This is a genomic window from Georgenia sp. SUBG003, from assembly GCF_000715355.2.
Taxonomy (GTDB): Bacteria; Actinomycetota; Actinomycetes; order Actinomycetales; family Actinomycetaceae; genus Georgenia.
Genome location: NZ_CP180204.1, coordinates 1,656,914 through 1,683,727, shown reverse-complemented (window position 1 = coordinate 1,683,727; position 26,814 = coordinate 1,656,914). Strand labels below are relative to the sequence as shown.

24 protein-coding genes, 1 tRNA gene and 4 pseudogenes are annotated in these 26,814 nt (G+C 73.1%); 13 read left to right on the top strand and 16 right to left on the bottom strand.

Going from position 1 to position 26,814, the window contains the following annotated elements; translation table 11 throughout:
* Positions 1 to 8 precede the first annotated feature (8 nt).
* From DA06_RS08260 to DA06_RS08245, 4 genes and pseudogenes are all read left to right on the top strand, one after another.
* Positions 9 to 1,220 (top strand): annotated as a pseudogene (locus tag DA06_RS08260) (ABC transporter ATP-binding protein); the annotation flags it as partial.
* Between the two features lie 80 nt (positions 1,221 to 1,300).
* The gene (locus DA06_RS08255; RefSeq protein ID WP_052436522.1) at positions 1,301 to 1,618 is read left to right on the top strand and encodes a C40 family peptidase; all 318 of its coding nucleotides are present in this window, start codon (positions 1,301 to 1,303) and stop codon (positions 1,616 to 1,618) included.
* Between the two features lie 203 nt (positions 1,619 to 1,821).
* Positions 1,822 to 2,145, top strand: coding sequence for a type II toxin-antitoxin system VapB family antitoxin (locus DA06_RS08250; protein WP_043498993.1), 324 nt, complete (start codon positions 1,822 to 1,824; stop codon positions 2,143 to 2,145).
* A gap of 19 nt (positions 2,146 to 2,164) precedes the next feature.
* Positions 2,165 to 2,794, top strand: coding sequence for a LytR C-terminal domain-containing protein (locus DA06_RS08245; RefSeq protein ID WP_418607381.1), 630 nt, complete (start codon positions 2,165 to 2,167; stop codon positions 2,792 to 2,794).
* Positions 2,795 to 2,851: 57 nt separating this feature from the next.
* On the opposite strand, the pseudogene DA06_RS08240 reads toward DA06_RS08245, so the two are convergent.
* A pseudogene (locus DA06_RS08240) lies at positions 2,852 to 4,058 on the bottom strand (uracil-xanthine permease family protein).
* On the opposite strand from DA06_RS08240, the gene DA06_RS08235 reads away from it, so the two are divergent.
* Entirely contained in the window at positions 3,958 to 4,266 is a 309-nt protein-coding gene (locus tag DA06_RS08235; protein ID WP_418608495.1) for a hypothetical protein, read from the top strand. The pseudogene DA06_RS08240 and the gene DA06_RS08235 overlap by 101 nt on opposite strands.
* Positions 4,267 to 4,341: 75 nt before the next feature.
* Positions 4,342 to 4,875, top strand: coding sequence for a DUF4190 domain-containing protein (locus tag DA06_RS08230; protein WP_418607379.1), 534 nt, complete (start codon positions 4,342 to 4,344; stop codon positions 4,873 to 4,875).
* Here DA06_RS08230 and DA06_RS08225 read toward each other — a convergent pair.
* The 4 genes from DA06_RS08225 to selD are packed head-to-tail and all read right to left on the bottom strand — an operon-like array spanning position 4,809 to position 10,153.
* Positions 4,809 to 5,417: a nucleoside transporter C-terminal domain-containing protein gene (locus tag DA06_RS08225; RefSeq protein ID WP_418607935.1), complete on the bottom strand. Its 609-nt coding sequence runs from the start codon at positions 5,415 to 5,417 to the stop codon at positions 4,809 to 4,811. The two genes, DA06_RS08230 and DA06_RS08225, sit on opposite strands and share 67 nt — an antisense overlap.
* Positions 5,381 to 5,812 carry a hypothetical protein gene (locus DA06_RS08220; RefSeq protein ID WP_418608494.1) on the bottom strand — a complete coding sequence of 144 codons (432 nt, stop codon included), beginning with the start codon at positions 5,810 to 5,812 and terminating at the stop codon, positions 5,381 to 5,383. Before DA06_RS08220 ends, DA06_RS08225 begins: the two co-directional genes overlap by 37 nt.
* Entirely contained in the window at positions 5,802 to 9,101 is a 3,300-nt protein-coding gene (fdh, locus tag DA06_RS08215; protein ID WP_418607377.1) for a formate dehydrogenase, read from the bottom strand. Before fdh ends, DA06_RS08220 begins: the two co-directional genes overlap by 11 nt.
* A gap of 59 nt (positions 9,102 to 9,160) precedes the next feature.
* On the bottom strand, positions 9,161 to 10,153 hold the full coding sequence (gene selD, locus DA06_RS08210; RefSeq protein ID WP_043498980.1) for a selenide, water dikinase SelD: 993 nt from the start codon (positions 10,151 to 10,153) through the stop codon (positions 9,161 to 9,163).
* 80 nt (positions 10,154 to 10,233) lie between these two features.
* Here selD and DA06_RS08205 point away from each other — a divergent pair.
* The 5 genes from DA06_RS08205 (at position 10,234) to DA06_RS08185 (ending at position 12,617) form a co-directional block, all read left to right on the top strand.
* A tRNA-Sec gene (locus tag DA06_RS08205) sits at positions 10,234 to 10,328 on the top strand.
* Between the two features lie 160 nt (positions 10,329 to 10,488).
* A complete protein-coding gene (locus tag DA06_RS08200) occupies positions 10,489 to 10,974 on the top strand; it encodes a hypothetical protein (RefSeq protein ID WP_418607375.1) in 486 nt (161 codons plus the stop codon).
* A complete protein-coding gene (locus DA06_RS08195) occupies positions 10,971 to 11,285 on the top strand; it encodes a hypothetical protein (protein ID WP_043498965.1) in 315 nt (104 codons plus the stop codon). Before DA06_RS08200 ends, DA06_RS08195 begins: the two co-directional genes overlap by 4 nt.
* 391 nt (positions 11,286 to 11,676) lie before the next feature.
* Complete coding sequence (locus DA06_RS08190) at positions 11,677 to 12,213, top strand: NUDIX hydrolase family protein (protein ID WP_043498963.1); 537 nt, start codon at positions 11,677 to 11,679, stop codon at positions 12,211 to 12,213.
* Complete coding sequence (locus DA06_RS08185) at positions 12,213 to 12,617, top strand: DUF3054 domain-containing protein (protein WP_052436520.1); 405 nt, start codon at positions 12,213 to 12,215, stop codon at positions 12,615 to 12,617. Before DA06_RS08190 ends, DA06_RS08185 begins: the two co-directional genes overlap by 1 nt.
* Before the next feature lie 69 nt (positions 12,618 to 12,686).
* Here DA06_RS08185 and DA06_RS08180 read toward each other — a convergent pair whose 3' ends face one another.
* The 8 genes and pseudogenes from DA06_RS08180 to DA06_RS08145 form a co-directional block, all read right to left on the bottom strand.
* Complete coding sequence (locus tag DA06_RS08180; RefSeq protein ID WP_418607934.1) at positions 12,687 to 13,148, bottom strand: zinc-binding dehydrogenase; 462 nt, start codon at positions 13,146 to 13,148, stop codon at positions 12,687 to 12,689.
* Positions 13,149 to 13,358: 210 nt separating this feature from the next.
* A pseudogene (locus DA06_RS08175) lies at positions 13,359 to 13,707 on the bottom strand (alcohol dehydrogenase catalytic domain-containing protein); the annotation flags it as partial.
* Positions 13,708 to 13,986: 279 nt separating this feature from the next.
* Positions 13,987 to 14,626, bottom strand: a pseudogene (gene rdgB, locus DA06_RS08170) (RdgB/HAM1 family non-canonical purine NTP pyrophosphatase).
* A complete protein-coding gene (gene rph / locus DA06_RS08165) occupies positions 14,623 to 15,402 on the bottom strand; it encodes a ribonuclease PH (RefSeq protein ID WP_043498974.1) in 780 nt (259 codons plus the stop codon). Before rph ends, rdgB begins: the two are co-directional and overlap by 4 nt.
* Positions 15,403 to 15,462: 60 nt before the next feature.
* Entirely contained in the window at positions 15,463 to 18,162 is a 2,700-nt protein-coding gene (locus tag DA06_RS08160) for a phosphoenolpyruvate carboxylase (protein WP_043498962.1), read from the bottom strand.
* 87 nt (positions 18,163 to 18,249) lie between these two features.
* On the bottom strand, positions 18,250 to 19,050 hold the full coding sequence (locus tag DA06_RS08155) for an MBL fold metallo-hydrolase (protein WP_043498960.1): 801 nt from the start codon (positions 19,048 to 19,050) through the stop codon (positions 18,250 to 18,252).
* The gene (murI, locus tag DA06_RS08150; RefSeq protein ID WP_043498958.1) at positions 19,047 to 19,871 is read right to left on the bottom strand and encodes a glutamate racemase; all 825 of its coding nucleotides are present in this window, start codon (positions 19,869 to 19,871) and stop codon (positions 19,047 to 19,049) included. Before murI ends, DA06_RS08155 begins: the two co-directional genes overlap by 4 nt.
* Positions 19,872 to 19,882: 11 nt before the next feature.
* On the bottom strand, positions 19,883 to 20,269 hold the full coding sequence (locus tag DA06_RS08145; protein WP_418607372.1) for a DUF2017 family protein: 387 nt from the start codon (positions 20,267 to 20,269) through the stop codon (positions 19,883 to 19,885).
* A gap of 322 nt (positions 20,270 to 20,591) precedes the next feature.
* Between DA06_RS08145 and DA06_RS08140 the strand changes: the two genes are divergently transcribed.
* On the top strand, positions 20,592 to 21,110 hold the full coding sequence (locus DA06_RS08140) for an NAD-binding protein (protein ID WP_052436518.1): 519 nt from the start codon (positions 20,592 to 20,594) through the stop codon (positions 21,108 to 21,110).
* Positions 21,111 to 21,257: 147 nt separating this feature from the next.
* Here DA06_RS08140 and DA06_RS08135 read toward each other — a convergent pair whose 3' ends face one another.
* The 3 genes from DA06_RS08135 to DA06_RS08125 form a co-directional block, all read right to left on the bottom strand.
* Positions 21,258 to 21,869, bottom strand: coding sequence for a hypothetical protein (locus tag DA06_RS08135; protein WP_418607371.1), 612 nt, complete (start codon positions 21,867 to 21,869; stop codon positions 21,258 to 21,260).
* A gap of 245 nt (positions 21,870 to 22,114) precedes the next feature.
* Positions 22,115 to 22,279, bottom strand: coding sequence for a hypothetical protein (locus DA06_RS08130; RefSeq protein WP_418607369.1), 165 nt, complete (start codon positions 22,277 to 22,279; stop codon positions 22,115 to 22,117).
* Positions 22,280 to 22,882: 603 nt separating this feature from the next.
* Entirely contained in the window at positions 22,883 to 24,562 is a 1,680-nt protein-coding gene (locus DA06_RS08125) for a BCCT family transporter (protein ID WP_418607368.1), read from the bottom strand.
* A gap of 236 nt (positions 24,563 to 24,798) precedes the next feature.
* Here DA06_RS08125 and DA06_RS08120 point away from each other — a divergent pair, with 236 nt between their 5' ends.
* Positions 24,799 to 26,814, top strand: coding sequence for an acyltransferase family protein (locus DA06_RS08120; protein WP_043498941.1), 2,016 nt, complete (start codon positions 24,799 to 24,801; stop codon positions 26,812 to 26,814).

Below are 26,814 nucleotides of genomic sequence, written 5' to 3'. Positions count from 1 at the left end.
CCCCGGAAGTGAAGCTAGAACTGCGCGGGATCACCAAGGCCTTCGGGCCTCTGGTCGCGAACGACCACATCGACCTGGTGGTCGAGCCGGGCGAGATCCACGCCCTTCTCGGCGAGAACGGCGCCGGCAAGAGCACCCTGATGAACGTGCTCTACGGCCTCTACCGCCCCGACGACGGCCAGATCCTGCTCGACGACAGGCCCGTCACCTTCTCCGGCCCGGGCGACGCGGTGGCTGCCGGCATCGGCATGGTGCACCAGCACTTCATGCTCGTCCCCGTCTTCACCGTGGCCGAGTCGCTCGCGCTGGGCTACGAGCCCGTGGGCGCCGCCGGCCTGATCAACGTCGGCGAGGCCCGCCGCCGGGTCAGGGAGATCTCGGACCGCTTCGGGTTCGACGTCGACCCCGACGCCTACGTCGAGAACCTTCCCGTGGGTGCCCAGCAGCGGGTCGAGATCATCAAGGCGCTGTCGCGCGAGGCGAAGGTGCTCATCCTCGACGAGCCGACCGCGGTGCTCACCCCGCAGGAGACCGACGAGCTGATCGAGATCATGCGCCAGCTCAAGGCCAGCGGGACGTCGATCGTCTTCATCACCCACAAGCTCCGCGAGGTGCGCGCCGTCGCGGACCGCATCACCGTCATCCGCCGCGGCAAGGTGGTCGGCGAGGCCAGCCCCACCTCCACCGAGACCGAGCTGGCCTCCCTCATGGTCGGGCGCTCGGTGAGCCTCGGCGTCGACAAGGAGCCCGCCCAGGAGGGCCAGGAGTCCTTCGTCGTCTCCGACCTCACGGTCCTCGACCCCGCCGGCAAGACCATGGTCGACCGCATCAGCTTCTCGGTGCGCCGCGGCGAGATCCTAGCCGTCGCCGGTGTCCAGGGAAACGGCCAGACCGAGCTGACCGAGACCATCCTCGGGCTCACCGAGCCGGTGTCCGGGTCCGTCACGCTCGACGGCGAGGAGCTCACCGGACGGTCGGTCAAGGACCGGCTGCGTGCGGGCATCGGGTTCGTCCCCGAGGACCGGTCCACGGACGGCATCATCTCGTCCTTCTCGGTGGCCGAGAACCTCGTGCTCGACCTGTACGACACCGAGCCCTACGCCTCGGGCCTGGCGATGAGCCCGGCCGTGGTCCGCGAGAACGCGACCCGGCGGGCCGACGAGTTCGACATCCGGCTCACCTCCACGGCGGACCCGATCTCCACGCTCTCCGGCGGCAACCATGGCCGCGAGCGCGGCCCCGGCGGCCGAGGCCGCGGCCCCCGCGGCGCCGGCCCCCCGCCGCGTCGGCGTCGGCCATCGTGAACATCGCCCGGCAGTACATCGGCACCCCCTACGTCTCGGGCGGGTCGACCCCGGGCGGGTTCGACTGCTCGGGGTTCACCCAGTACGTCTTCGCCCAGGTCGGGATCTCCCTGCCGCGCACCTCCTCGGAGCAGCGCTACGCCGGGACCGTGGTCTCCGCGGCCGAGGCCCGCCCGGGGGACCTGGTGTGGGGCCCGGGGCACGTGGGCATCTACACCGGCAACGGCCAGCACATCGCGGCCCGCGCCCCGGGCACCGCGCTGTACGAGTCCCCGATCTACATCTCCAACCCGGTCTTCATCCGCGTCGGCTGACCGACCCCGCACCCTGCCGGGTGCCGCCGCGTGGCCGAGGGCCACGCCCACCAACGCGCCGGCCCGCCCCCACCCCGGGGGCGGGCCGCCGCCGTCCGAGGAGATGTCGCATCACCCACGTCCGACGCATTCCGCTCACGTCCCGCCCGGCACGCCCCGACCCCTCGGCCGAGGATCCGGCCGGGCCGTCTAGGATTCCTCGGGTGATGTTCAAGGCCGTCGGGGACGGGCGCCCCTACCCGGACCACGGCTTGACGACCCCGCGGGCCTGGGCGGCCATCCCGCCGCGGCAGGTCCGCCTGGACCAGCTCGTCACCACCAAGAGCACGCTCGACCTCCGCTCGCTGCTCTCCTCGGACTCCACCTTCTACGGCGACCTCTTCGCCCACGTCGTGTCGTGGCGTGGCAGCCTCTACCTCGAGGACGGCCTGCACCGGGCCCTGCGCGCCGCGCTGCAGCAGCGGCTCGTGCTGCACGCCAGGGTTCTCGAGCTGGACGCCGAGGGTCGCATCCGTGAGCAGGTCTGACTCCGTTACCGTTCCTCCTGTGACGGAGCGAATCACCATGGACGAGGCCGCCCTGCGGCGCGCGGCCCGGCGCCGCCGGCTCCAGCAGCGGCAGACCGTCATCTTCGGCGGTCTCATCACGATCCTGCTCGTGGCCGCGCTGATCGCCGGCGCCATCTGGTCCGGCCTGCTGCCCGCACCGTTCACACGGGACTTCTCCCGCGAGGAGAGCCCCGAGGACCAGGTCGTCCAGCCGTGCCTCCCCGAGGGTGCCACCGCCGTGCCGCTCGGCTCGATCACCGCGAACGTCTACAACGGCACCGACACCGCCGGCCTCGCCGCGACCACGGGCGAGGTGCTCGGCGGCGCAGGCGTGCTGGTCAACCAGCAGGCCAACTGGCCGCAGGGCGAGTACGCAGGCGTGGTGCAGATCGTCACCGGGCCGCTCGGCGTCACCGCCGGCTACTCGCTCGCCCGCCTCTTCCCTGAGGCCGTGGTCACGCTGGACGACCGCTCCGACGAGTCGGTCGACGTGGTTCTCGGTTCCGGCTACACCAAGATGCTCAGCGCCGACGAGATCGCGGGGCTCGACCCGGAGGGCGCGCTGACGTCTCCCGAGGGCTGCACGCCCGTGACGGCTCCCACCTCGGAGGCCCCTGCGGAGGGCTGAGCCGAGGACGACGGCGGACGCAGGCCGTGGCGGCTCCGCCGTCGTCCCTCGCCGCGGTCAGCTCTCGCGCCGCAGCTCACCGGGGTTGAGTTCCGCCCCGGCCGGGGCGGACGCGGGGCTCGCCGCCTCCTGGCTGGTGCCCCGTGCCCGGGAGATCTGCCGCATGACGTGGTAGATGATGATCGCGGCGGCGGAGCCCATCGCGATGCCCTCGAACTTCATCTCGCCCGCCACCCAGGTGTAGTTCGCGATGCCCAGGATGAGGGCGACAGCCGCGGTGTTGAGGTTCACCGGGTCGGAGAAGTCGACGCGGTTCTGCACCCAGATCCGCACGCCCAGCATGCCGATCATCCCGTACAGCACCGTCGCGGCCCCGCCCAGCACGCCGGCCGGGATGGTCGCGATCAGCTCGCCGAACTTCGGCGACATGCTCAGCAGGAACGCCACCACCGCGGCCACGAGGTAGGCGGCGGTGGAGTAGACGCGCGTCGCCGCCATGACGCCGATGTTCTCGGCGTACGTGGTCGTGCCGGACCCGCCGCCCGCTCCCGCGAGCGCGGTGGAGATGCCGTCGGCGAAGAGCGCCCTGCCGGTGACGTCGTCGAGGTTCTCCCCCGTCATCGCGGCCACCGACTTCACGTGCCCGACGTTCTCGGCGACCAGCACGAGCACCACCGGGAGGAACAGACCGAGCAGCGCGGGGTCGAAGCTCGGAGCGGTGAAGTCCGGCAGGCCGACCCACGCGGCCGCCTCCACCTTCCCGGTCTCCACCTCGCCGCGGACCCAGGCGGTGGCGTAGCCGACGAGCACACCGAGGAGGATCGACAGCCGGCCCAGCAGTCCGCGGAACAGCACGGTGGAGAGCAGGATGGCCACCACGGTGACCAGCGCCGTCACCGGCGCTGCGTGGACGTTGTTCCACGCCGACGGCGCCAGGTTGAAACCGATGAGGGCCACGATGGCGCCCGTGACGACCGGGGGGCATGACGATGTCGATCCATCGCGCGCCGGCGAAGTGGACGACCAGACCGATGATCGCGAGCAGGACGCCGACCGCGACGACGCCGCCGAGCGCCGAGGACCTGCCCTGCGCCGCCGTCGCCGCGGTGATGGGGGCGATGAGGGCGAAGCTGGAGCCCAGGTAGCTGGGGACCCTCCCGCCCGTGACCAGCAGGAACAGCACCGTGCCGACGGCGGAGAAGAACAGCGTCGTGGCCGGCGGGAACCCGGTGAGCAGCGGCACGAGGAAGGTCGCGCCGAACATGGCGACGACGTGCTGGGCCCCGATGCCGATGGTCGCGGGCCAGCTCAGCCGCTCGTGCGGCGCCACCACCTCACCGGGCCGGAGGTGCCTCCCGTCCCCGTGGACCGTCCACCTGCCGAAGCCTCTGCGTGCGTTCATCGCGCCCTCCCGGTTGTCCGTTGCGCCTGCTCCCGCATCGTCGAGGGGCTGGTTCGGGAGCACAGGCTAGCGCCGATGTCTCTGGCCCGTTCCCCGCTGTGCCATTCTGAACTCCGCGTGGATCCGGTGGTCGGGAGGGGCAGGGATGAGCTCGGACGAGAGCCGGCAGGGTGGCGCCGCGGGCGCCCGCCGGCCGGAGAACCCGTTCGCCTCGCCCTCGCCGCGCCCGGTCCCGCGGCCTCGGGACTATCCCACCGACTACGCGGCCGCGCCGCTGCCCGGCACGGGACCGTCGCCCTACGCCACCTCGGGCAGCCCCTCCGCCCCGTCCTCGGACGACGGCGCAGCCTCCGGCTCCTCGGTCGGCGGCCCACCGGTCACCTTCCCGGGCAGCGAGCACGTGGACCGCGGCGCCGTCCTGGCCGGACCCGGCTACACCTCCGCCGTCGTGCGCAACGACCCCCTCGCCGTCGCCGCCCTGGTGCTCGGCGTGCTCGCGGTGATCCCGGGGGTCGGTCTCGCCGCCGTCCTGTGCGGGCACCTCGCCCTGCGCCGTCTCCCCGACGGCTACGCCGGTGGCCGCGGGCTGGCGGTGGCCGGACTCGTGCTGGGCTACGCCGTCACTGCCCTGTGGGCTCTGCTCGTGCTCGCCGTCTGGGGCGTCCGAGACCTCTTCTGACGCCGGGCGGCGGCGCCGCTCGACCGCCACCGCTCACGTCTCAGCCGATGAGGATCCCGGCGATGGCGGCACTCATGAGGTTGCCGAGGGTGCCCGCGAGCACCGCCAGCATGCCGAGACGCGCGATGTCGGAGCGCCGGCCGGGGGGCGATGCCGCCCAGGCCGCCGAGAAGGATCGCGAGCGAGCCGAGGTTCGCGAACCCCGTCAGCGCGAAGGTGACGACCGCCTGGGTCTTCGCGGAGAACTCCTCGGCGCGGGGCGCGAAGTCCGAGAACGCGACGAACTCGTTGAGGATGACCTTCTGCCCCAGGAAGCTGCCGGCGTCGACAGCCTCGGCCCAGGGCACCCCGACGACGAACATGATCGGGGCGAAGACGTACCCGAGCAGCTGCTGGATGGTCAGCTCCACGCCGAACAGGCCGCCGACCGCGCCGAGGACCAGGTTCGCGAGCGCGATGAGGGCGATGAACGCCAGCAGCATGGCCCCGACGTTGAGAGCCAGGCTCAGACCGTCCGACGCGCCCTTCGCCGCCGCGTCGATGAGGTTCGTGGGGCGGTCGTCCTCGGAGCCGGGCTCGTCGGCGTCCGTCCTCCCGCCGGAGGCGTCCCTGCCGGTCGTGCCGGCGGGGGCGGCGGGCGGCCCGCGCCCGGCATCCCCAGCGACACGGGAGCCGCGGGACGGCCGGCGGGCTGCTCGACGAACGCCACGTGCCGCCACGTGTTGGCGCCCAGCGCCCCGGTGTTGTCGTAGGAGGACCCGAGCAGGTCGAAGCCGTCGTCGGGCAGGAGGTTCCACTCCTTGCACGCCACCTCGCACGCCTTGCACCCGATGCACACGCTGGTGTCGGTGAAGAACCCCTTGCGCGGCGGCGGTTCCTCGTAGCCGGCGTCCTCGGCCGGGTCGACGGGTCCGAACAGGCTGTTCCTACCGGCCATGGTCACCCTCCTGCGCAACTCCCCGGTCCGGCCGGCCGTCGCCGGGCGGCCGGGCGGTGACGATGTCCCCGCCACCGCCGTCGACGATCCCGGCCCGACGGCGGTAGCCGGCCACGTAGTCCAGCAGCGCCGCCCCGGTGGGCCGTCTGCCCGGCCGCACGTCGCAGGTGCCCGCCTTGGTCTCCTGGATGAGCACGTTCGGCTCCAGCGCGATGCCGAACAGGTCGTTGGCGGAGTCGCCCTTCACCAGGCCGCCCGAGCCCCAGTGGTAGGGCAGCCACACCTGGTGGACCGTGCGGCCCTCGATCCGCAGCGGCCGGAGCCGCTCCGTGACCATCACCCGCCCCTCGACGGCGGAGCGCGCGGTGACCACGTGGCACCAGCCCATGTGCGTCAGCCCGCGCTCGGCCGCAAGCTGCGGGGAGACCTCGACGAACATCTCCGGCTGCAGCTCGGAGAGGTACTCGAGGAACCGGCTCATGCCGCCGGCCGTGTGGTGCTCCGTGAGGCGCGAGGTCGTGTAGACGAACGGGAAGGTCTCCGAGCGCTCCTGCGGCGGGCTGGGGTGGACCGGGTTGTCGGCCCGGCGGTACTCCACCCGGATGGGGTTGGCCTGCTGCCCGTACAGCGGGTTGCGGAACGGGGACTCGACCGGTTCGTAGTGCGTGGGCAGCGGCCCGTCGAGCAGCCCCGTCGGCACGAAGAGCGCGCCCTTGCCGTCGCCCTGCATGATGAAGGCGTCGTCGCCAGATAGGCCCTCCACGCCGTCGGCACCCTCGGGCGGCCGGTAGGACGGCGGCTTGGTGCGCTCGAAGTCCGGCTCGTCGTGGCCGGTCCACCTCCCGGCCTCCTCGTCCCACCACACGTACGCCTTGCGATCGCTCCAGGGCCGCCCCTGCGGGTCCGCGGAGGCCCGGTTGTACAGCGTGCGCCGGTTCGCGGGCCAGGCCCAGCCCCACTCCGGCGCCACCCAGGACTGCTCGGTGCGGGGCCGGCGGCGGGCCGCCTGGTTCACGCCGTCGGCGAAGACGCCGGTGTAGATCCAGCAGCCGCCCACGGTGGAGCCGTCGGCCCGCATCTCCGTGAAGGAGGTCAGCTCACGCCCGGTGGCGATCTCGTAGCCGTTGATCTCGCGCAGCACGGCCTCGGCGCTCGGCTCCGCCGTCGGGCCGTGGACCGGATAGTCCCAGGCGAGGTCGAGGACCGGCCGGTCCCGCTCCACCGTGGAGCCGGAAAGCCGCTCCCGCACCAGGCGGCCCAGGTGGAAGAAGAACCAGAGCTCGGAGCGGCGGTCGCCGGTCGGGTCGAGCGCCTTCTCGCGCCACTGCAGCAGCCGCTGCGTCTGGGTGAAGGTGCCCTCCTTCTCCACGTGCGAGGCCGCCGGCATGAGGAAGACCTCGGTGCGGCACTCCTCCGGCACGATCTCTCCGGTGGCCACCTCCGGGGAGTCCTTCCAGAACGTGGCGCTCTCGATCTCGTAGAGGTCGCGCACCACGAGCCAGTCGAGGTTGGCCATGCCCAGGCGCTGGGCCCGCCCGTGGGCGGAGCCGACGGCGGGGTTCTGCCCGAGCAGGAAGTAGCCCTTGACCTTGCCGTCGATCATGTCCAGCACCGTGCGGTACGTGCCGTGGTCGCCCGTCATCCGGGGCATGTAGTCGTAGGCGAAGTCGTTCTCGGCGGTGGCCGCCTCGCCCCAGTACGCCTTGAGCAGGCTGATCCCGTACGCGTCGGCGTTTCGCCAGAAGCCCTTGGAGCCGGGATGCCGCACGCTGGCGATCCAGCTCTGGAGGTCCGGGTGCTGCTCCGCGTGCGGCATCGGCAGGTAGCCGGGGAGCAGGTTGAACAGGGTCGGGATGTCGGTCGAGCCCTGGATGCTCGCGTGACCGCGCAGGGCCATGATCCCGCCCCCGGGCCGGCCCATGTTGCCCAGCAGCAGCTGCAGGATCGCCCCGGTGCGGATGTACTGGGCGCCCACGCTGTGCTGCGTCCACCCGACGCTGTAGACGAGCGCGGTCGTCCGCTCCCGCCCGGAGTTCGCCACCCAGGCCTCCGCCACCTTCAGGAAGTCCTCGCGCGGCACGCCGCAGGCCTCCTCGACCATCTCCGGGGTGTAGCGCGCGAAGTGCCGCCGGAGCACCTGGTACACGGTGCGCGGGTCCTGCAGCGTCTCGTCGCGGGGCGGGTGGCCGGGGACCTGGATGCCGTGGGTCTCGTGCTCCATCGGGCGCGCGCTCTCGCGCCGCTCCTGCGCCTCGCCCTCCCCGTGCCCGGAGTCCGCCGTGGCGTACTGCCAGCTGCTCGTGTCGTAGCTGCGCCGCTCGGGGTCGAAGCCCGAGAAGAGACCGTCGAGGTCCTCGGTGTCGGCGAAGCTGTCGTCGAGGATCGTGGCCGCGTTGGTGTAGGCCAGCACGTACTCGCGGAAGTCCAGCTCGTTGCTCAGCACGTAGTTGACGATCGCGCCGAGGAAGACGATGTCCGTCCCGGCGCGCAGGGGCACGAACTGGTCGGCGAGGGCGCTGGTGCGGGTGAACCGGGGGTCGACGTGGATCACCGTCGCGCCGCGCCGCTTGGCCTCCATCACCCACTGGAAGCCCACCGGGTGGGCCTCGGCCATGTTCGACCCCTGGATGACGATGCAGTCCGCGTTGGCCAGGTCCTGCTGGAAACCTGTGGCGCCGCCGCGCCCGAAGCTGGTCCCCAGACCGGGAACCGTGGAGGAGTGTCAAATACGCGCCTGGTTCTCGATCTGCAGCGCGCCGAGGGCGGTGAAGAGCTTCTTGATGAGGTAGTTCTCCTCGTTGTCCAGCGTCGCCCCGCCCAGGCTGGCGATGCCGAGCGTGCGGCGGACGGTCCGGCCCTCCTCGTCGCGGTCCTGCCACGTCTCCTCACGGGCGCGGACCACCCGGTCGGCGATCATCTCCATCGCGACGTCGAGCGGCAGGTCCTCCCACTCGGTGCCGTACGGCCGGCGGTAGCGCACGGTGCTGAGGCGGGCCGGGTTCGTGACCAGGCTCTTGCTGGCCGACCCCTTCGGGCAGAGCCGTCCGCGCGAGATCGGGCTGTCCGGGTCGCCCTCGATCTGGACGACGCGCTCGTCCTTGACGTACACCTTCTGCCCGCAGCCCACGGCGCAGTAGGGGCAGACGCTGCGGGCCACGCGGTCCGCCGTCGTGGTGCGGGCGGTGAGCTGATCGGTGCGCGCGGAGCGGACCGCCGTGCCGCGCCCGAGCGGGTCGGTGCCGGTGAGCTGGCGCACCACCGGCCAGTCGAGGAAGACCTTGCGTGCCACCTGCCTCTCCCTCCCGACGACGACGTCCGTTGATCCTCGATGGTGCCCTGTCCGGGCGTTCAGCGCACCCGAACCGCGTGCTCCCCGGCGGGCAGGAGCTCGCCGACGACGGGATAGCCGGGAAGCTCGCCGGCCACCAGCAGCCCGCCGGACGTCTGGGCGTCGGCGAGCAGGATCAGCTCCTCCTCCCCGACGGCGGAGTCGAGGTGGGGAGCCACCCAGTCGAGGTTGCGCCGGCTCCCGCCGGGCACGAACCCGTCCGCGAGCGCGTCGCGGGCGCCGTCGAGGTAGGGCACCGCCGCCGCGTCCACGACCGCGCTGACGCCGCTGGCCCGGACGATCTTGTACAGGTGGCCGAGCAGGCCGAAGCCGGTGACGTCGGTGGCGGCACGGGCGCCGGCGGCGAGCGCGGCCGCGGCGGCGTCCCGGTTGAGCGTGGTCATCTGCGCGACCGCCTCCTCGAACCACTCGCCGGTGGCCTTGTGCCGGTTGTTGAGCACACCGAGGCCGAGGGGCTTCGTCAGGGTCAGCGGCAGTCCCGGCTCGGCGGCGTCGTTGCGCAGGAGCCGGTCCGCGTCCGCGAGCCCCGTGACGGCCTGCCCGTACTTCGGCTCCGGGTCGTCCACGCTGTGCCCGCCGCCGAGGAACGTCCCGGCCGCCGCGCACACGTCCGCGCCGCCGCGCAGCACCTCGGCGGCGAGCTCGAGCGGGATCCGCCCGCGCGGCCAGGCCAGCAGGTTCACCGCCACCACGGGGGTGCCGCCCATCGCGTAGACGTCCGAGAGCGCGTTCGTGGCGGCGATGCGGCCCCACTCGTACGGGTCGTCGACCACGGGGGTGAAGAAGTCCGCCGTCGCGATGAGGGCCCGGCCGCCCTCGATCCGCACGGCGGCGGCGTCGTCGCCGTTCTCCAGGCCGACCAGCAGGTCCTCCCCCGCCGGCACGCTCAGCGTGCCGAGCACCCGTTCCAGCTCACCGGGCGGCACCTTGCACGCGCACCCGCCCCCGGCGGCGTACTGGGTGAGTCGGAGCGGCTGCGTCGTCGCGGTCACAGGGGCGAGCCTAGGCCGGGGCCTCCGCCACGGTCCACCCTTTGGCCCGCCGCCAGGCGGGGCCCGCTAGGGTGAGCGGCGGAGGCGTACCTCGTCTGGTGACGGGCGCGGTCCTCAAAACCGTTGTGGCCGGGCACCCCGGCCAGGCGGGTTCGATTCCCGTCCGCCTCCGCCACGTCAGGAGGGCCGATCGTGCCGGACAGTCGCAGCGCCGCGGCCGCCGCGCAGGCAGCCGCAGCCCCCGGCGCCGCAGGCACCCAGGGGCGCCGCGCGGCGGCGGCGACGCGTGCGGTCGACGCTGCGACGGCAACCCCGGCGAGCAGCGCCAGCTGCGGATGGACCGGCACGAAGAACCGGCTGAACGCGTTGACGCTGTCGAGGGTGCCCAGAGAGCCGACCGCGTAGACGACCGGCGGTACCGCCAGCAGCAGACCCCGCCCGCGCACCAGGAACGCACCGACGAGCGCCAGCGCGAGGACGACGACCGACTGCCCGAGGAACCGCTGCAGGACCTCGAACGTCTCTCCGGTGCCGGACTTGTACAGCACCGAGTTGGGCAGGAGGTGGCCGTAGACGCCGAGCCGGACCGCTTCGAGGACCGCCTGGGACAGCAGGGGCGGTCCCGCGACCAGGGCGAGGCGGCGCGCCGAGACACCGCGGTTGCCCCGCCGGACGAGCCCCGGCACCTCTCCCAGCCCGCCGACGGCGAGCGCCACAACCAGCCCTTCGGGCCGCAACCAGGGCAGCAGCGCGAGCAGGGCGCCGGCGAGAAGGGGGGCGGCCGCCGTCGGGGCGTGCGAGCTGGCAGACGGCGGCCGTGAGCGCGAAGGCGGTCATCGTGGTCTCGAGTCCGCCGACGGCCCACAGGGCGAACGGCGCGCTGACGGCGGTGAGCACCGCGCCGGCCACCGCCGCCGGCTCCCCCACGACCGCCCGTCCCGCCCGGTGCACGACCACGACGCACGCCAGCCCCGACAGCACGCCGGCGGCCCGGGCGACGGACACCGCGGACCAGCCGACCAGGTCGGCCGCCGCCTCGAGACCGACGAGCAACGGGTTGCTGAAGCCCTCGACCCGCGGGCCGCCGGGGTTCCAGACCGCGCCCGCGCCGTGTGCGAGGTTCTCGGCGTAGCGCACGGAGATCCAGGCGTCGTCCGTGACGAAGTCACGCAGCACCCAGCACAGCGCGAGAAAGAGGGCACAGGCCACCGCGGGGGGTGTCAGCGGGAGGCTCCGTCCCCGCCCGCGGCGCCGTCCCGGCGCGCGGCTCGCGCGCCGTCCGTCCTCCGGGGAGCTGGGGTGCACGGGCGGCTCCTCCTCGTGGTCCCCGGCGCCTGCGCCGGCGGACGAGGTCGGGTCTCCAGGTGTCCGGCGGTCCGCGGGTGCCCGGGTCCACCGCTCCCCCGACCATGGTCGGACGGAACGGACCTGCGCGCCCGTCGTGAACGGGTCCGGCCGGAGGGCACGGCCCTCGACACGGCCAGCCTTGTCGCGCGGGCGGCCCGGCGCGATAGAAACAGAGGGTGAGTGACATAGCGAGCGGCGACCTCGGTCCCTGGCTCTCCCCGGAGGACCTTGACCTGGTGCGCCGGAAGGTGCCCATGCTCTACATCGACGCCCTGCCCGCGCGGCTGGACGGTCACGGCGAGGTGGAGTCGGTCGGTCTGCTGCTGCGGGCGACCGCGGGCGGCACCATCTCACGGGCGCTCGTCTCCGGGCGGGTGCTCTTCCACGAGACGATCCGCGAGGCGCTCGCGCGGCACCTGGACAAGGACCTCGGCCCCATGGCCCTGCCGCGGCTGCCCCAGTCGCTGGTCCCCTTCGCCGTCGGCGAGTACTTCCCGACGCCGGGCAGCCCCTTCCACGACCCGCGTCAGCACGCGGTGTCGCTCGCGTACGTCATCCCGGTGGTCGGCGACTGCCAGCCGGCCAACGACACGCTCGAGCTGACCTGGCTCACGCCCGCGGAGGCCGTGACGCCGGAGATCCTCAACGACATGGTCGAGGGACACGCCATCCTGCTCAAGCAGGCCCTGGCCCACCTGGGGAGGTTGCGCTGATGGAGACCGAGCCCGAACCGATCGTGCCCGGGTCACGGAACCCGCTGCTGTGGTTCGCGGTCGACCTCGCCTGCGTGCTGGTGTTCACCGTGATCGGCATGGCGTCGCACGGCACGCCCGCCGGGGAGTTCCTGCAGACGGTGTGGCCGTTCGTGCTCGGTCTCGCGATCGCGTGGGCGCTGCCGGGCGTACGCTCCCTGCCGCTGCTCATCTGGCCCAGCGGAGTCATCGTCTGGGCCGGGACCACCGTCGTCGGGCTGGCGCTGCGCGCCATCACCGGCGGCGGAGTCTCGGGCGCCTTCCCGCTCGTGACGGCCGTCGTGCTCGCCCTGCTCATCGTGGGCTGGCGGGTGGTTCCGGAGATCAAGGAGCGCCGCCACGAGCGCCAGGCGCGCTACCTCTGAGGTCCACGCACGCGACGGCCCGGCGGGTGAGAACCCGCCGGGCCGTCCGCGTCCCGGATCAGGAGCCGGTCAGGACCGCACGTCCATGACCACGCGGCCCTCGATCTTGCCCTCCTCCATCTCGGTGAAGATGTCGTTGATCTCGCCGAGACCACGCACCGTGAAGGTCGGGGCGATCTTGCCGCGGGCGAAGAAGTCGAGCGCCTCCGACATGTCCTTCCGGGTGCCGACGATCGATCCGCGGACCGTCAGGCCGAAGAGCACCGTGGTGAAGATGTCGAGCGGGAACTGCTCCGGCGGCAGGCCCACCAGGGACACGGTGCCGCCCCGGCGCAGCGAGCCGACGGCCTGCGGGAACGCGTGCGCGTTGACCGCCGTGACGAGGGCGCCGTGCACGCCGCCGGTCTGCTCCTTGATCGCCGCCGCGGGGTCGGCGCTCGTGCGGGCGTTGACGGTCACCTCGGCGCCGTGCCGGCGGGCCAGGTCGAGCTTGGCGTCGTCGACGTCGACGGCCGCAACACGGAGGCCCATCGCGACCGCGTACTGGACAGCGATGTGCCCGAGACCGCCGATGCCGGAGATCAGCACCCACTCGCCGGGCCTGGTGTCGGTGACCTTCAGCCCCTTGTACACCGTGACGCCCGCGCACAGGATCGGCGCGGCGGCCGCCAGGTCCACGCCGTCGGGGATGACGGCGCAGTAGCGCGAGTCGACCAGCATGTACTGGCCGAACGAGCCGTCCACCGAGTAGCCGCTGTTCTGCTGCGCCTCGCACAGCGTCTCCCAGCCGGTCTGGCAGTACTCGCACTCGCCGCACGCGGTGGCGAGCCAGGCGTTCCCGACCCGGTCACCGACCTTCACCCGCGTCACGTCGGCGCCGACGGCGACGACGGTCCCGGCCCCCCTCGTGGCCGGGGACGAACGGGGCGGTGGGCTTGACGGGCCAGTCGCCGTGGGCGGCGTGCAGGTCGGTGTGGCACACGCCGGTGTACTCGACCCGGACGAGCGCCTGGAACGGTCCGGGTCGCGGGACCGGCCGGCTCTCGACGGACAGCGGGGCGCCGAGCTCCGTGACGACGGCGGCCTGCATGGTGGTGGGGATGGTGACTGCCGTGGTCGACGGCATGGTGTCGGTCATGGTGTCGTGCACCTCTTCGTCTGGTCTGCGGCGACGGATCCCATCGCCTGCGGCGAGGACGCCCGCTCCGGCGTCCACGACCAGTCCACCAAACGCGGCTGCCTGCCACGCGGGACGCTCGTCCCGAGAGGCGTCGTGCGGGGCGTGACGCACACCACACCGACCGACAGGGCGGCGCGGGACCCGGCCGCCCGCCGAGCGGCCCGGACGGCCGACGGTCCGCCCGCCCGTTCAGCCCAGTGCCACCACGATGTGCGGCGCGAGCGCGCGGAACGCCTTGCCCCGGTGGCTGACGGCGTTCTTCTCCTCGGCCGTGAGCTCGGCCGCGGAGCGGTTCTCCCCCCACCGGCTGCAGGATCGGGTCGTACCCGAACCCGCCGCTGCCGCGCGGTGCGGTCAGCAGGACACCGGGCATGGTCGCCTCCTCGACCACCTCCGTCCCCGACGGCGTGACGAGCGCGGCCGCGCACGCGAAGTGCGCCGAGCGGTGCTGCGCGGGCACCTCCGCCAGCTGGGCAAGGAGGAGCTCGAGGTTGGCGCGGTCGTCACCGTGCCGGCCGGACCACCGTGCCGAGAAGACCCCCGGGGCGCCCCCGAGGACGTCCACGCACAGACCGGAGTCGTCGGCGACGGCGGGCAGGCCGGTCGCCGCGGCGAGCGCCCGGGCCTTGATCAGGGCGTTCTCCGCGAAGGTGACGCCGTCCTCCACCGGAGGCTCCGCGCCGACGTCGCCGGCCCCGACGACGTCGGTGGCCCGGAGCGCGGGCAGCAGGGGGTGGAGGATGTCCCGCAGCTCGCGCACCTTGTGGGCGTTGTGCGTCGCGAGGACGAGGCGGGGGCCGCCGCCGGCGGTCTGCGCGCTCCGGCTCACGGAAGGCGCTCCAGCGGCCGGGCGAGCGCCTCGGCCTGGATGTCGCGCAGGCGCGCCGTGCCGGCGACGGCGAGGTCGAGCAGGGCGTCGAGCTCGCCGCGTCCGAAGGGCGCCCCCTCGGCGGTGCCCTGGACCTCGACGAAGTCTCCCGAGCCGGTGACCACGACGTTCATGTCGGTCTCGGCGCGCACGTCCTCGGTGTACGGCAGGTCGAGGACGGGACGGCCGTCGATGATGCCGACCGAGACGGCGGCCACCGAGTCCGTCAGCACCGGCTTGCTCCGCCTCGGCTGCACGTGCCCGGCCGCCGTGCCCCAGGCGACGGCGTCGGCAAGGGCGACGTAGGCGCCGGTGATCGCGGCGGTGCGGGTGCCGCCGTCCGCCTGGAGGACGTCGCAGTCCAGGACGATGGTGTTCTCGCCGAGCGCGGCGACGTCGATGACGGCGCGCAGCGACCGGCCGATCAGGCGGGAGATCTCGTGCGTGCGGCCGCCGACGCGGCCCTTGACCGACTCGCGCTGGCTGCGCGTGCTCGTCGCTCGCGGGAGCATCGCGTACTCCGCGGTGACCCAGCCCTCGCCGGAGCCCTGGCGCCAGCGCGGCACGCCCTCGGTGAACGAGGCCGCGCACAGCACCCGGGTGCGGCCGAACTCCACGAGCACGCTGCCCTCGGCGGCGTCGAGCCAGCCGCGCGTGATCCGGACGTCGCGAAGTTCGTCGGGGCGCCGGCCGTCGGCGCGCAGCGAGGCGGTGGTCGGAGGGGTCTGAGAACTCATGCCCTCGAGGCTACCCGGCACGTCGGACACTCCCTGCCCGCCGTCGGACCGCGAGGCGGGTCAGCCGGTGTTCTGCAGCCCGGCCGCCACGCCCTTGAGCGTGAGCAGCAGCAGGCGCTGCTGGTCCTCCACCTCCCGCGCGTCGAGCTCGCGGGAGCTGTCGCGCAGCGTCCGCAGCGCGCGGAGCTGCAGCAGCGAGAGGGCGTCGACGTAGGGGTTGCGCAGCTGCACGGCGCGCCCGAGCACCCGGTGCCCCTCGAGCAGCCGCTCGTGCCCGGTGATGTCCAGGACCCAGCGGGTGGTGAGATCGAGCTCCGTGACGACCTTCTCGGCCAGGTCGGTCCGGTCCCCCAGCTCGAGGTAGCGGACGGCGATGCGCCGGTCGGTCTTGGCCAGCGACATCTCGACGTTGTCGATCATCGTCGCGAAGAGCGGCCACTCGGCGTAGGCCCGGCGGAGCAGGTCCAGGTCACCGACGGCCTCGAGGGCCGAGCCGAGCCCGAACCAGCCGGTCAGGTTGATCCGGGCCTGGGTCCACGCGAAGTTCCACGGGATCGCCCGCAGGTCCTCCAGCGACTCCACGCTCAGGCCGCGGCGGGACGGCCTGGAGCCGATCGCCAGGAGGCCGATCTCCTCCTGCGGCGTCACCTCCGCGAACCACGGCGCGAACCCGTCGGCCCGGATGAGCTCGAAGAAGCGCTCCCGGGAGACGGCGTCGAGACGGGACGCCAGGTCCTTGTACCGCTCGGCGGCCTGGGAGTTGCGCCGCTCGGTCGAGGGCGCCGACGCCATGAGCGTCGCGGCCGCGACCTGCTCGATGTGGCGCACGGCGATGTCCGGGTTGCCGTACCGGGCGGAGATGACCTCGCCCTGCTCGGTGACCTTGAAGCGCAGGTCCACCGAGTGGGGCGGCTGCGCCATGATGGCGCGGTTGGCGGGGCCGCCGCCGCGTCCGAGCGCGCCGCCGCGCCCGTGGAACTGGGTCAGGGCGATGTCGTTCTCCCGCGCCCAGGCGGCGATCCTGGCCTGCGCCTCGTACAGGGCGAGCGTCGCCGAGACCGGGCCGACGTCCTTGGCGGAGTCGGAGTACCCGAGCATGACCTCCACCCGGCGGCCGGTCTGCTCCAGGCGCCGCCGGACCGGTTCGAGGGCGAGCATCTCGTCGAGGATGGCCGGCGCGGCCTGGAGGTCGTCGAAGGTCTCGAACAGGGGGATGACGTCGAGCACGGGAGCGGCGTCCGCGGAGCCCAGCGCGCGTTCGGCCAGGGTGTAGACGTCGGCGAGGTTCTGGGCGGACTGCGTGAAGGAGACGATGTAGCGCCGGCAGGCGTCGACCCCGTGCCGCTCCTGGACCGCCGCGACGGCCCGGAAGGTCTCCAGGACCTCCTCGGGCGGCACGGCCGGAGACGGGACGGAGTCGGGGTCGTCCAGCCACGCGAGAGTCTGCCCGTGCACCTTGGAGTGCTGGCGCACCTCCATCTCGGACAGGTGGAACCCGAACGTCTCGACCAGCCAGATCAGGTCCTGCAGCGAGCCGTGGGCGGCGCGCGCGGCACCGGCCTGCACCAGCGACTCCTGGACGACGGCGAGATCGGCCCGGAGGGCCGCGGCGTCGGGGTAGGAGAGGTCGGCGTCGCGACGGCGCGTGGCGGCGATCCGCTCGGTGACGAAGAGGAGCACGCGTCGGTGGCTCTCCCCCGGGGAGTGCGCCGCGACCTGGTCCGCCAGCTCACGGTCGAGCTGGCGCTGACGCGCCCACAGCGACTGCAGGGCCGGGCTCGGCTCCGCGAAACGGTCGTCCAGCGTGAGGCCCAGCCCCGCGCGGCGGGCCGCGGCCTCGAGCGCGGTGAGGATCCGCTCGGCCGACTGGGCGGCCGCCTGACGCGTCACCGACGCGGTCACGTTCGGGTTGCCGTCCCGGTCGCCGCCGATCCAGGTTCCCAGCCGCACGAACGCCGGGGCCTTCACGGCGCGCAGGCCGCGCTCATCGCCCTGCAGCCAGTCGTCGAGCCGGCGGTAGGAGGCCACGAAGACGTCCACGAGCGAGGCGTCGAACACCGCCAGCGAGGTGCGGACCTCGTCGAGCGGCGAGGGGTTGGAGGGACGCAGCTGCGCCGTGCGCCACATGTTGTCCACCTCCTCGAGCAGCTCACGGTGGTTCTCCTCGAGCGCACCACGCCCCAGGCGGGGGTCGTCCCGCTGGTCGAGCAGGGTGCCGATGCGGCGCACCGCGGCGGCGACGGCGTTGCGGCGCGCCTCGGTCGGGTGTGCGGTGAGGACGGGGTGGAACTCGAGGCGGGCCAGGCGGCGTGCCGCCTCCTCGCGCCCGACCTCCTCGGCCAGGTGCGAGAAGGCCGCCGCCACGGAGTCGGAGGCCCGCTGCTCGGCGAGCGGGACGTCGCCGTCCCGGGCGCGGAGCGTGCGGACGCGGTGCTGCTCCTCCGCGAGGTTGGTGAGGTGGAAGTAGCAGGCGAAGGCACGCGCGACCTCCTCCGCCCGCTCGGCCGAGAACGAGTCGACGAGCTCCTCGGCCCGGGCGAGCGCGTCGCTGCCGGGGTCCTCCAGCGCGGAGATGGCGAGCTCGCGCAGCGCCTCGACGTCCTCGAACAGCCCGGCGCTGCCGTACTCGGTGAGGACCTGCCCCAGCAGGCCGCCGAGCAGGCGCACGTCCTTGCGCATCGCCTCCGGTATCTCGTGCTTCGCGGCTCCACGGGTGTGACGGTCGGCGGGCAGTGTGTCGCGTCGGGAGGCGTCGCTCATGCCCAGAAGGCTACCCAGCGCAGCGCCCGGCCCGTCCGCCGGAGGCGGGGGGTGAGACAGCCGGAGCGAGGTTCCGCTCCTGCCGGTCTACAGCACCCAGGTGGCGCCGGGCGCGGCGACGTCGACGGGCCCGTCGTAGACGGCCTGGGCCTCGGTGCGGACGACGTCGGGGTCCGTCCAGGGCTGGAGGTGCGTCAGCACCAGGCGCCGGACCCGCGCCGCCGCAGCGACCTGCCCGGCGCGGCGGCCGGTCAGGTGCACGCCGCGCACGGTGTCGCGGCCCTCCTGGAATGCGGCCTCGCTGAGCAGCAGGTCGACGTCCGCGGCGAGCGGCAGGAGGCCGTCGCAGAGGTCGGTGTCGCCGGTGTACGCGAGGGTCACCCGCTCCCCCGCGCCGGCCCGGGAGCTGGGCCCGGTGATCCGCACGCCGTAGGCGGGCACGGGGTGGTTGACGGGGAAGGACTCCACGGTCAGCGGCCCCAGCTTCACCACGGTGCCGGGCGTGTGCTCGCGGAAGGAGAACTCGCCCTCGTACGTCTCGGAGCCGTCGTCCCCGCCGACACCCCGCACGCGCTCGAGCGCGCCCTCCGGGGCGAGCACCGTCAGTGGCGCGAGGCCGCCGTCGGGGTGCCAGCGGCGGTAGACCTGCATGCCGATCATGTCGACCATGTGGTCCGCGTGGAGGTGGGAGAGCACGGCGAGATCGATGGTCGCGGGGTCGACGTGGTTGAGCAGCGCCCCCATGGCCCCCGAGCCGAGGTCGAGCACCACGGACCAGGTCCGCTCCCGTCCCGCGTCGTCGGTGCCGGGCGCCTGGACGAGGTAGCAGGAGGCCGGGGACGCGGGCCCGGACATCGAGCCGGAGCACCCGACGGCGGTGAGCCTCATCGCGATCCCGCCAGCTCGTCCACCGCGTGAACCTCGGAGACCTCCGGCCCCAGGAACCGGCGGGCGAGCCGGGCGAAGGAGCCGGGCTCGCCCGTGGCGAGGAACCGGTGCGCGGCCTGCCTCGACGCCGGGTCACGCAGCAGGTCGTGGGCGACCAGGGTCCGGTAGACGTCCTTGGCGGTCTCCTCCGCGGAGGACACCAGGGTGACGTGCTCGCCCATGACGTAGGAGATGACGCCGGTCAGCAGCGGGTAGTGGGTGCACCCGAGGACGAGGGTGTCGACGTCGGCGGCCCGGACGGGCGCGAGGTACTCCTCGGCCGCGGCGAGCACCTCGGGGCCGGAGGTGATGCCCCGCTCGACGAACTCGACGAACTTCGGCGCGGCGGCCATCGTCAGCTTCAGCTGGGGCGCGGCGGCGAACGCGTCGCGGTAGGCCCCGGAGTCGATCGTCGCGCGCGTGCCGATCACCCCCACGCGGCCGGTGCGGGTCGCGGCGACCGCGCGGCGCACGGCCGGCTGGATGACCTCGACCACGGGCACGCCGGCGTCGATGGCGTACCGCTCGCGGGCGTCGCGCAGGACCGCGGACGAGGCGGAGTTGCACGCGATGACGAGCATCTTCACGCCGGACAGGACCAGGCGGTCCATGACGTCCAGCGCGAGGGCACGGACCTGGGCGATAGGCTTCGGCCCGTACGGGCTGTTGGCCGTGTCCCCGATGTAGAGGACGGACTCACCCGGCAGCTGGTCGATCACCGCGCGTGCCACGGTCAGACCGCCCACGCCGGAGTCGAAGATGCCGATGGGTGCGTCGTCCACGACCTGGGAGCCTAACGGCCACGCCGTGTCCGGGACATGGCGTCGAGCAGTGACTCCTGCCACCACGTCAGCGCGGCGTACATGGTGGCGAGAGCGTCCGTCACCTCGTCCGGCTCGCCCTCCGGCGACGCCCCGTCCCCCTGCGCCCGGTCGTAGACCGCCTCCGCGTCCGCCTCGTCGGAGATCCCCAGGCGGGTCGCGATGACGAGCCGGACGTCGGTGAGGGCGGCGAGCCAGTCCCCCTCCGCCCCGGTCGGCACGACGACGGCGTCCGCGTGGACCTCCGGGGCCGAGAGCTCACGCCAGACCACCTCCAGCCGTGACACCTTGCCCGAGCGCACCGAGTCCTCGGTCAGGGCGCGCAGCTCGGCGGACAGCCTCGCGTCGTCGTGGCTCATCGGAGGCAGCAGCCGGGCCAGGGCCGGGTCCGACGGCGCGTCGGGCGTGGCGTCGTGCGAGGGCTCGAAGTCCAGCGCCGCCAGGAGCGCCTCGTCACTCCCGAGGTCGGCGTGGCCCGCACCCCCGCCACCGCCGGGGCGGCCGCGGACCTGCCCGACCTCGAGGAGGTCTCGACCGTCCGGACGGCCTCCTCGCGGGCTGGCGCGCCGCCGGCGTCGCCGCCCCGGTGCTGGTCGTCATGGGCACGGTGTCGCCGACCGGGGGTGCGGCAGCTCGGGGCTCGGCTCGCGGGGCACGGGGTGCGCGTCGTCGACGCCCCCCGTGTCCGGAGGGGTGCTCGGGGCCGAGGAGCGGCGCCTGTCCGTCATGGTGGGGGCCGAGCCGGAGGAGTTCCGCGCGCTCGAGCCGCTGCTGCACGTGATGGGCACGACGGTGCGGCGCGTCGGGGCGCTCGGCGCGGGCCAGGTCGCCAAGACGTGCAACCAGGTCGTCGTCGCGACGACGATGGCGGGTCTGTCCGAGGCCTTCTACCTGGCCAGGGCCTCGGGTGTCGATCCCGAGGCGCTCCACGAGATCCTCGACGGCGGTCTCGCGGCGTCCGAGATCCTGCGCCAGAAGGGCCGCAACTGGCTGGAGGAGTCGTTCGAGCCCGGCGGCCGCGCGCGGTTCCACCTGAAGGACTTCACGGCCGCGCGGGAGCTGAGCGAACTCGGCGGGGTGCGCCTCCCGGTCACCGACGCCGTCGCCCGGCAGTACGAGCGGCTGGTCGAGCTCGGTCTCGGAGACCTCGACCACTCGGGCGTCTACCGCGCGCTCGGGGCGAGCGGCGACCAGCGCTGAGGGTCCCGGTTCGCGGAGTCCGCCGCCGCACGGAGGCGTGATGCCCGGCGGCGCAGGCGCGGCGGGGGTGGTGCGAGCCAGGCTCGCACCACCCCCGCCGCGCTGACAGTCCACGAGCTCGGCGATGAGGCCGGAGGGGCCACGTCGTCAGAGCGGGTCGGGATGACCGGCACGGTCCACCTTGCGGTGATAGTGCATGCCCGCCCTGCCGCCGAGGACCGCACCCAGCAGGGTGATGGCCGCGATGGCCAGCAGACCCAGGACTCCCGCAAGGGTCAGGTCGTCCAGGGCGACGGGAACCCCCAGGGTGTCGAGCTGGGCGCCGATGTCGAACCGGTCGCCCACCGCGGCGGCAAGCACACCGACGACGACGGCGAAGACGACGGCCCACAGCCAGACCGCCAGTCCTTGCTTGAACCCGTCCAGGCGCGCCATACGTCCGGCCACGTACCCGCCGCAGAAGTAGGCGACGAACAGCACGACGAGCAGAACGATGCCGCCGACGGTGGCCAGGGACTCCAGGTTCTGGCCGGCCCCTTCCGCAGCGTCGTCGGCGCTCGTCGATCCGGCCGCCCCGGCACCGACGCCGACCGCCGCGGCGACAGCCAGCAGCAGGGCGGCGGTTCCCGTGGCTGCCAGCCAGCCGAAGAACCCCGAGCCGAGCTTCGTGCCCCCGAACGCCTCCTTCTCCCGGGCGAGTCGGCTCTTGTGAGAATCGATCCGGGTCCGAGCGTCGTCGCCCTCGAGTTCGGTGCTCACCGTGACTCCTTCGCTCGCCTGGTCAACTCGTCACGACGGTAAACCGTGCGTGGCGCCTCCGCCATGCCAGCACCTCACCCGCCAAGCCGTTCGGTCGTCACGCTGCTGGAATCTGGCTTTGACGGGGAGATCAAGGCTCGAGCGGCACGGTCTCGCCGACGATCCTGCCTTGCGTGGTTCCAGGGCGACTGCTCGGCGAGCGCACGGTCGGAACGCAGCTTCCTGACCCGGGCGTCGCGCGCCGCTCAGTGGCGTTCGAGGTACGTCTCGTAGGCAGGCAGCGTGCCGTCCAGCACCGGAACGAAAACGTCGACGGCGCCAGCGCCCGGGCTCGAGGCGGTGGCGGGCAGGGTGGCACCCGGGGGTGCGTCGACGCTGTCGGGCGTCAGCGTGGCCCTGGTGAAGTTCACCTCGCCCCCCCGCCGGCAGGTCGAAATCGAACGCCGGCCCGCCGTCGAGAACGATCTCGACCGTGACAGGGTCGGTGGACCTGTTCACCGCTGCCCCGAGCAGGTGCCCTTCCTCGCCTTCCGAGGGAGTGAGAACCATCAGGTTCTCGAAGGACACGTCCTCCGTGAGCGCCACCCGGACGCCGTCGCCCGGGGCGTAGGCGATCTGAGTGGTGATCGGGTTGGCGAAGGAGCAGCCGGCTGCCGCGCTCACGGCCGCTGCGACGGCGAACACGCCCGTCATCCTGGTTGCACGCACTGTTTCCTCCGGGCTGGATGATCTTGGTGGTGCAATTACCATTCCTTGGTACGCGCTTGCCTCCCGGCGCGCAAGTCGGGCGACGGGCTCGGAGCGGGGACCGCGGCGTCGTTCAGCTGGTCAGGAGGTCCGATCGCTTCGAGGCACGAGGCCCGCGTAGATGCCGACGTAGGAGAGGCCGCCGCCGGGGATGCCGCGCGAGAAGTTGAGTGAGGCGGTCTGCGGGGTGCGGTGTGTCGATGAGGCGTAGCGCCCGGCAAGCCGTACGTCAGGTGAAGTCCCGTCATCGGCCCTCTCCTGGAGAATCAGGCGCGGGTGTGACGGCTGAACAGCTTGGCGAGCGGGCCTGAGGACTCGATCGGCCGGATCGGCTCCTCGTCTCCGGAGCTCACCTCGTCGACGACGGCGGCCACGAGCTGTTCGCGGATCGCGGCCCGGCGCCGGCGGTCCGCTCGCTCGACGTCCTGCCGCAGCGACCTGACGAGGGCCACGCACATGGCGATCATGACCACGCTGAACGGCGCGGCAACGAGGATCGCCATGGTCTGCAGGGCGCCGAGGCCGCCCGTGGATCCGCCGATGCCGATCAGCACGGCGGCGATGGCACCGGACAGCACGGCCCAGGTGAGACGGACCGCGAGGGGTGGGTTCGGGTCGCCCCCGGTGGAGAGCATGGAGACGACGTAGGAGCCCGAGTCGGAGCTGGTCACGAAGAAGATGGTCACCAGGAGGATCGCCAGACCGGAGAGCACCGGGCCGCCCGGGAGGCCCTCGAGCATCTGGAACAGTGCCGTGTTGTTGTCGACCTGGCCCTCGCCGGTGATGAGTCCGCCGTCGCCGAAGAGCTGGCGGTACAGGGCGGTGCCGCCCATCACGGAGAACCACAGGAACGTCACGAGCGTGGGCACGAGCAGTACACCGATGATGAACTCGCGCACCGTGCGGCCGCGGGAGATGCGGGCGATGAAGATGCCTACGAACGGCGACCAGCTCATCCACCAGCCCCAGTAGTAGGTGGTCCAGCCGGCCAGCCACTCCTCGCCCTGGACCCCCTGGTAGGGCAGCGTCGAGAAGGACAGGCGCACGATGTTCTGCAGGTACGCCCCGATCGACTGGACGAACTCACGCAGCACGAACAGGCTCGGGCCGAGCAGCAGGACCGCGAGCAGCAGGAGCGTCGCGAGGACCAGGTTGATGTTCGACAGCCACTTGATGCCGGCGTCGAGGCCCGTGGCGACGGAGACGGCCGCCAGGCCGGCGATGACGACGATGAGGACGACGAGGACCGGCGGCGAGACGTCGAGGATGCCGAGGTAGTCCAGGCCCGAGCCGACCTGGACGACGCCGAACCCGAGCGAGGTGGCGACGCCGAAGACGGTCCCGACGATGGCGACGACGTCGACGAGGTCGCCCCAGCCGCCGCTGGCGCGTCTTGTGCCGATGATCGGCTCGAGCACCCACCGCAGCGCCACCGGGCGGCGGCGGCGGTGGACCGCGTACGCCACGGCGAGGCCGACCACGATGTAGATGGCCCAGGCGTGGAGCCCCCAGTGCAGGAACGTGGTCGTCAGCGCACCCTGGGCCAGCTGGGCGGGAGATCCTTCCTGGCCCGGCGGGGGAGCCGCGTAGTGGTTGAGCGGCTCGGCCACGCCCCAGAAGACCAGGCCGATGCCCATCCCGGCGGCGAAGAGCATCGCGAACCAGCTCAGCGTGTCGTACTCGGGCCGGTCGTCGTCGCGGCCGAGGCGGATGTCGCCGAGCCGGGAGAACGCGATCCACAGGGCGAACAGGACGAAGCCGGTGACGATGAGGACGTAGTACCAGCCGATCGAGTTCACGACGACGGTGTTGGCCTTGCCGATGACCGCGTTGAGCCAGTCCGGAAAGACGAGCGCGACGAGGACGAACGCCACGACGAGGCCCGCGGCGGGGTAGAAGACCCGCCGCCCGACCCCGTGCCGCCTGGCCGCTGTGGGGGTTGTCACGGGTCGGTCCGTTCCTGGTGCTGTCGTCGCCTCGCTTGTCTCGCTCATGGCCTTCCAGGGTGTTACACCGCTCGTCCGTGCGCAAAACGCGAGGTCGGCAGCACCGCTTCGAGGTGGTCGGGGTGGTGGACGGCCCGGCCGTGGCGCTCGAGGCCGCGGCGCGGCCGCAGCGGCCGAGGATCAGGAACGGACGCCGCTGTTCTCTCTGCACGTGTCGGGTAGTAGTTTGCTCGTCCGTGACCGCGCCGCCCGTCGACAGCAGGAGAACCGCAGCGTTCCGCCCGGACATCCAGGGACTGCGGGCGGTCGCGGTGGTCCTGGTGCTGCTGTACCACGCGGGGGTGCCGGGGTTCTCCGGCGGGTTCGTGGGCGTGGACGTCTTCTTCGTCATCTCCGGCTACCTCATCACCACCCACCTCCTCAGCCAGCTGAGCACCAGCGGCACGGTCGACCTCGGCCGGTTCTACGCCCGCCGTGTCCGGCGCATCCTCCCCGCCGCGCTCGTCACGCTCGTGCTCTCGCTGGTCGCGGCGCTGATCTGGCTGCCGCCGCTGCGTCACGTCGAGGTCCTGAGAGACGCGGCGGCGACCGCGCTGTACGTGCCCAACGTCTTCTTCGCCGTCGAGGGCACGGACTACCTGGCCGAGACGGCGCCGTCGGTGTTCCAGCACTACTGGTCGCTCGGCATCGAGGAGCAGTTCTACCTCTTCTGGCCGCTGGTCCTCCTCGCCGTCGTCCGGACGACCCGCGGGTCCACGCGCGCGACCGCAACCGTGATCGGCGTGCTGGCGGCCCTCTCCCTCGCCGCGTGCCTGGTGGTCATGGGCGTGTTCGAGCCGTGGGCGTTCTTCTCCCTGCCGACCCGGGCCTGGGAGCTCGGGGCGGGCGGCCTGATCGCGGCTCTCGTCCCGGGCGCGACCTGGCTCCACCGGGCACCGGCCGGGCTCCTCAGCTACGCGGGAGTCGCCGCGATCCTCGTCGCCGGCGTCACCTTCTCGGGCGAGACGACGTTCCCGGGCGTCTCGACGCTCCTGCCCGTGGCGGGCGCGGCGCTGGTGATCGCCGGAGGGGCGGGGGGCTCCCGCTGGGCGCCAGCGTGGGCGCTCGAGCGGGCCCCGATGCAGTTCGTCGGCGAGATCTCCTACTCGCTGTACCTGGTCCACTGGCCGCTCCTGGTCATCCCGCAGGCGGCGGTCGGGCTGGAGCACCCGCTCCCGGTGGGGGCCACGGCCGGGCTCGCGCTCCTGGCGGTTCCGCTGGCCTACCTGAGCTACCGCTTCGTCGAGCAGCCGTTCCGGCGGCCGAGGAAGGCCCCGGCGCCCCGGCCACGACGCACCCTCACCGCTGCGCTCGCGGTGCCCGTGGCGGTGGCGTCGCTCGCCGTCGTCGGCATCGTGGCGGTCCAGCGGGCGCCGCTGTCCTCCGAGGGACCCGCCCCCGGGTACACGATCGGCGCCTCTCCGCAGGGCACGCCCTACGTCCCCACCAACCTCCGGCCCGCGCTCGCGGACGCCAGCGGCGACAACCCCTCCGTCTACGCCGACGGGTGCCACCTGGACGTGGCGACGTCCACGCCCGGGGACTGCTCCACCGGTCCCGCCCAGGCACCGCGCGTGGCCCTGTTCGGCGACTCCCACGCTGCGCAGTGGCACCCCGCGCTCGCCGCGCTCGCCGCGGCCGGGGACATCCGGCTGGACAGTCACACGAAGAGCTCCTGCGCGTCCGCGTGGATCGCGTCCGACGCCGAGGGCTACCCGGAGTGCGCCCGGTGGCGCGACGCCGTCATCGACCGCCTCGGCGAGGACCCGCCGGACGTGATCGTGCTCAGCAACTACGCGCGGTACTACACCGCGTCGGTCGAGGACCCGGAGTCGTACTGGCACCAGGCCATGGCCGAGACGATCCAGCAGCTCCCGTCATCCAGCGAGATCGTGATCGTCGCCGACACCCCGCTGGCCCCCGCGACGCCCGCCATCTGCCTCTCCGACCACCTCGGGGACGCGGACGCGTGCGCGATCGAGCGTGCCGACGGCCTCGACGAGGCGACCCGCGCCGCCGAGGCCGCTGTGGCCGCGGACGGTGCCGCGAGGAACGTGGACTTCACGTCGTTGCTGTGCAACGACCAGACCTGTCCGGCGGTCCTCGGCGACGTGCTCGTCTACCGCGACGCCCACCACATCAGCGCCACGTTCAGCGACGCGCTGGCGCCCGCGATGAAGGACAAGCTGGGCCAGATCGCCGCCGCGCCATAG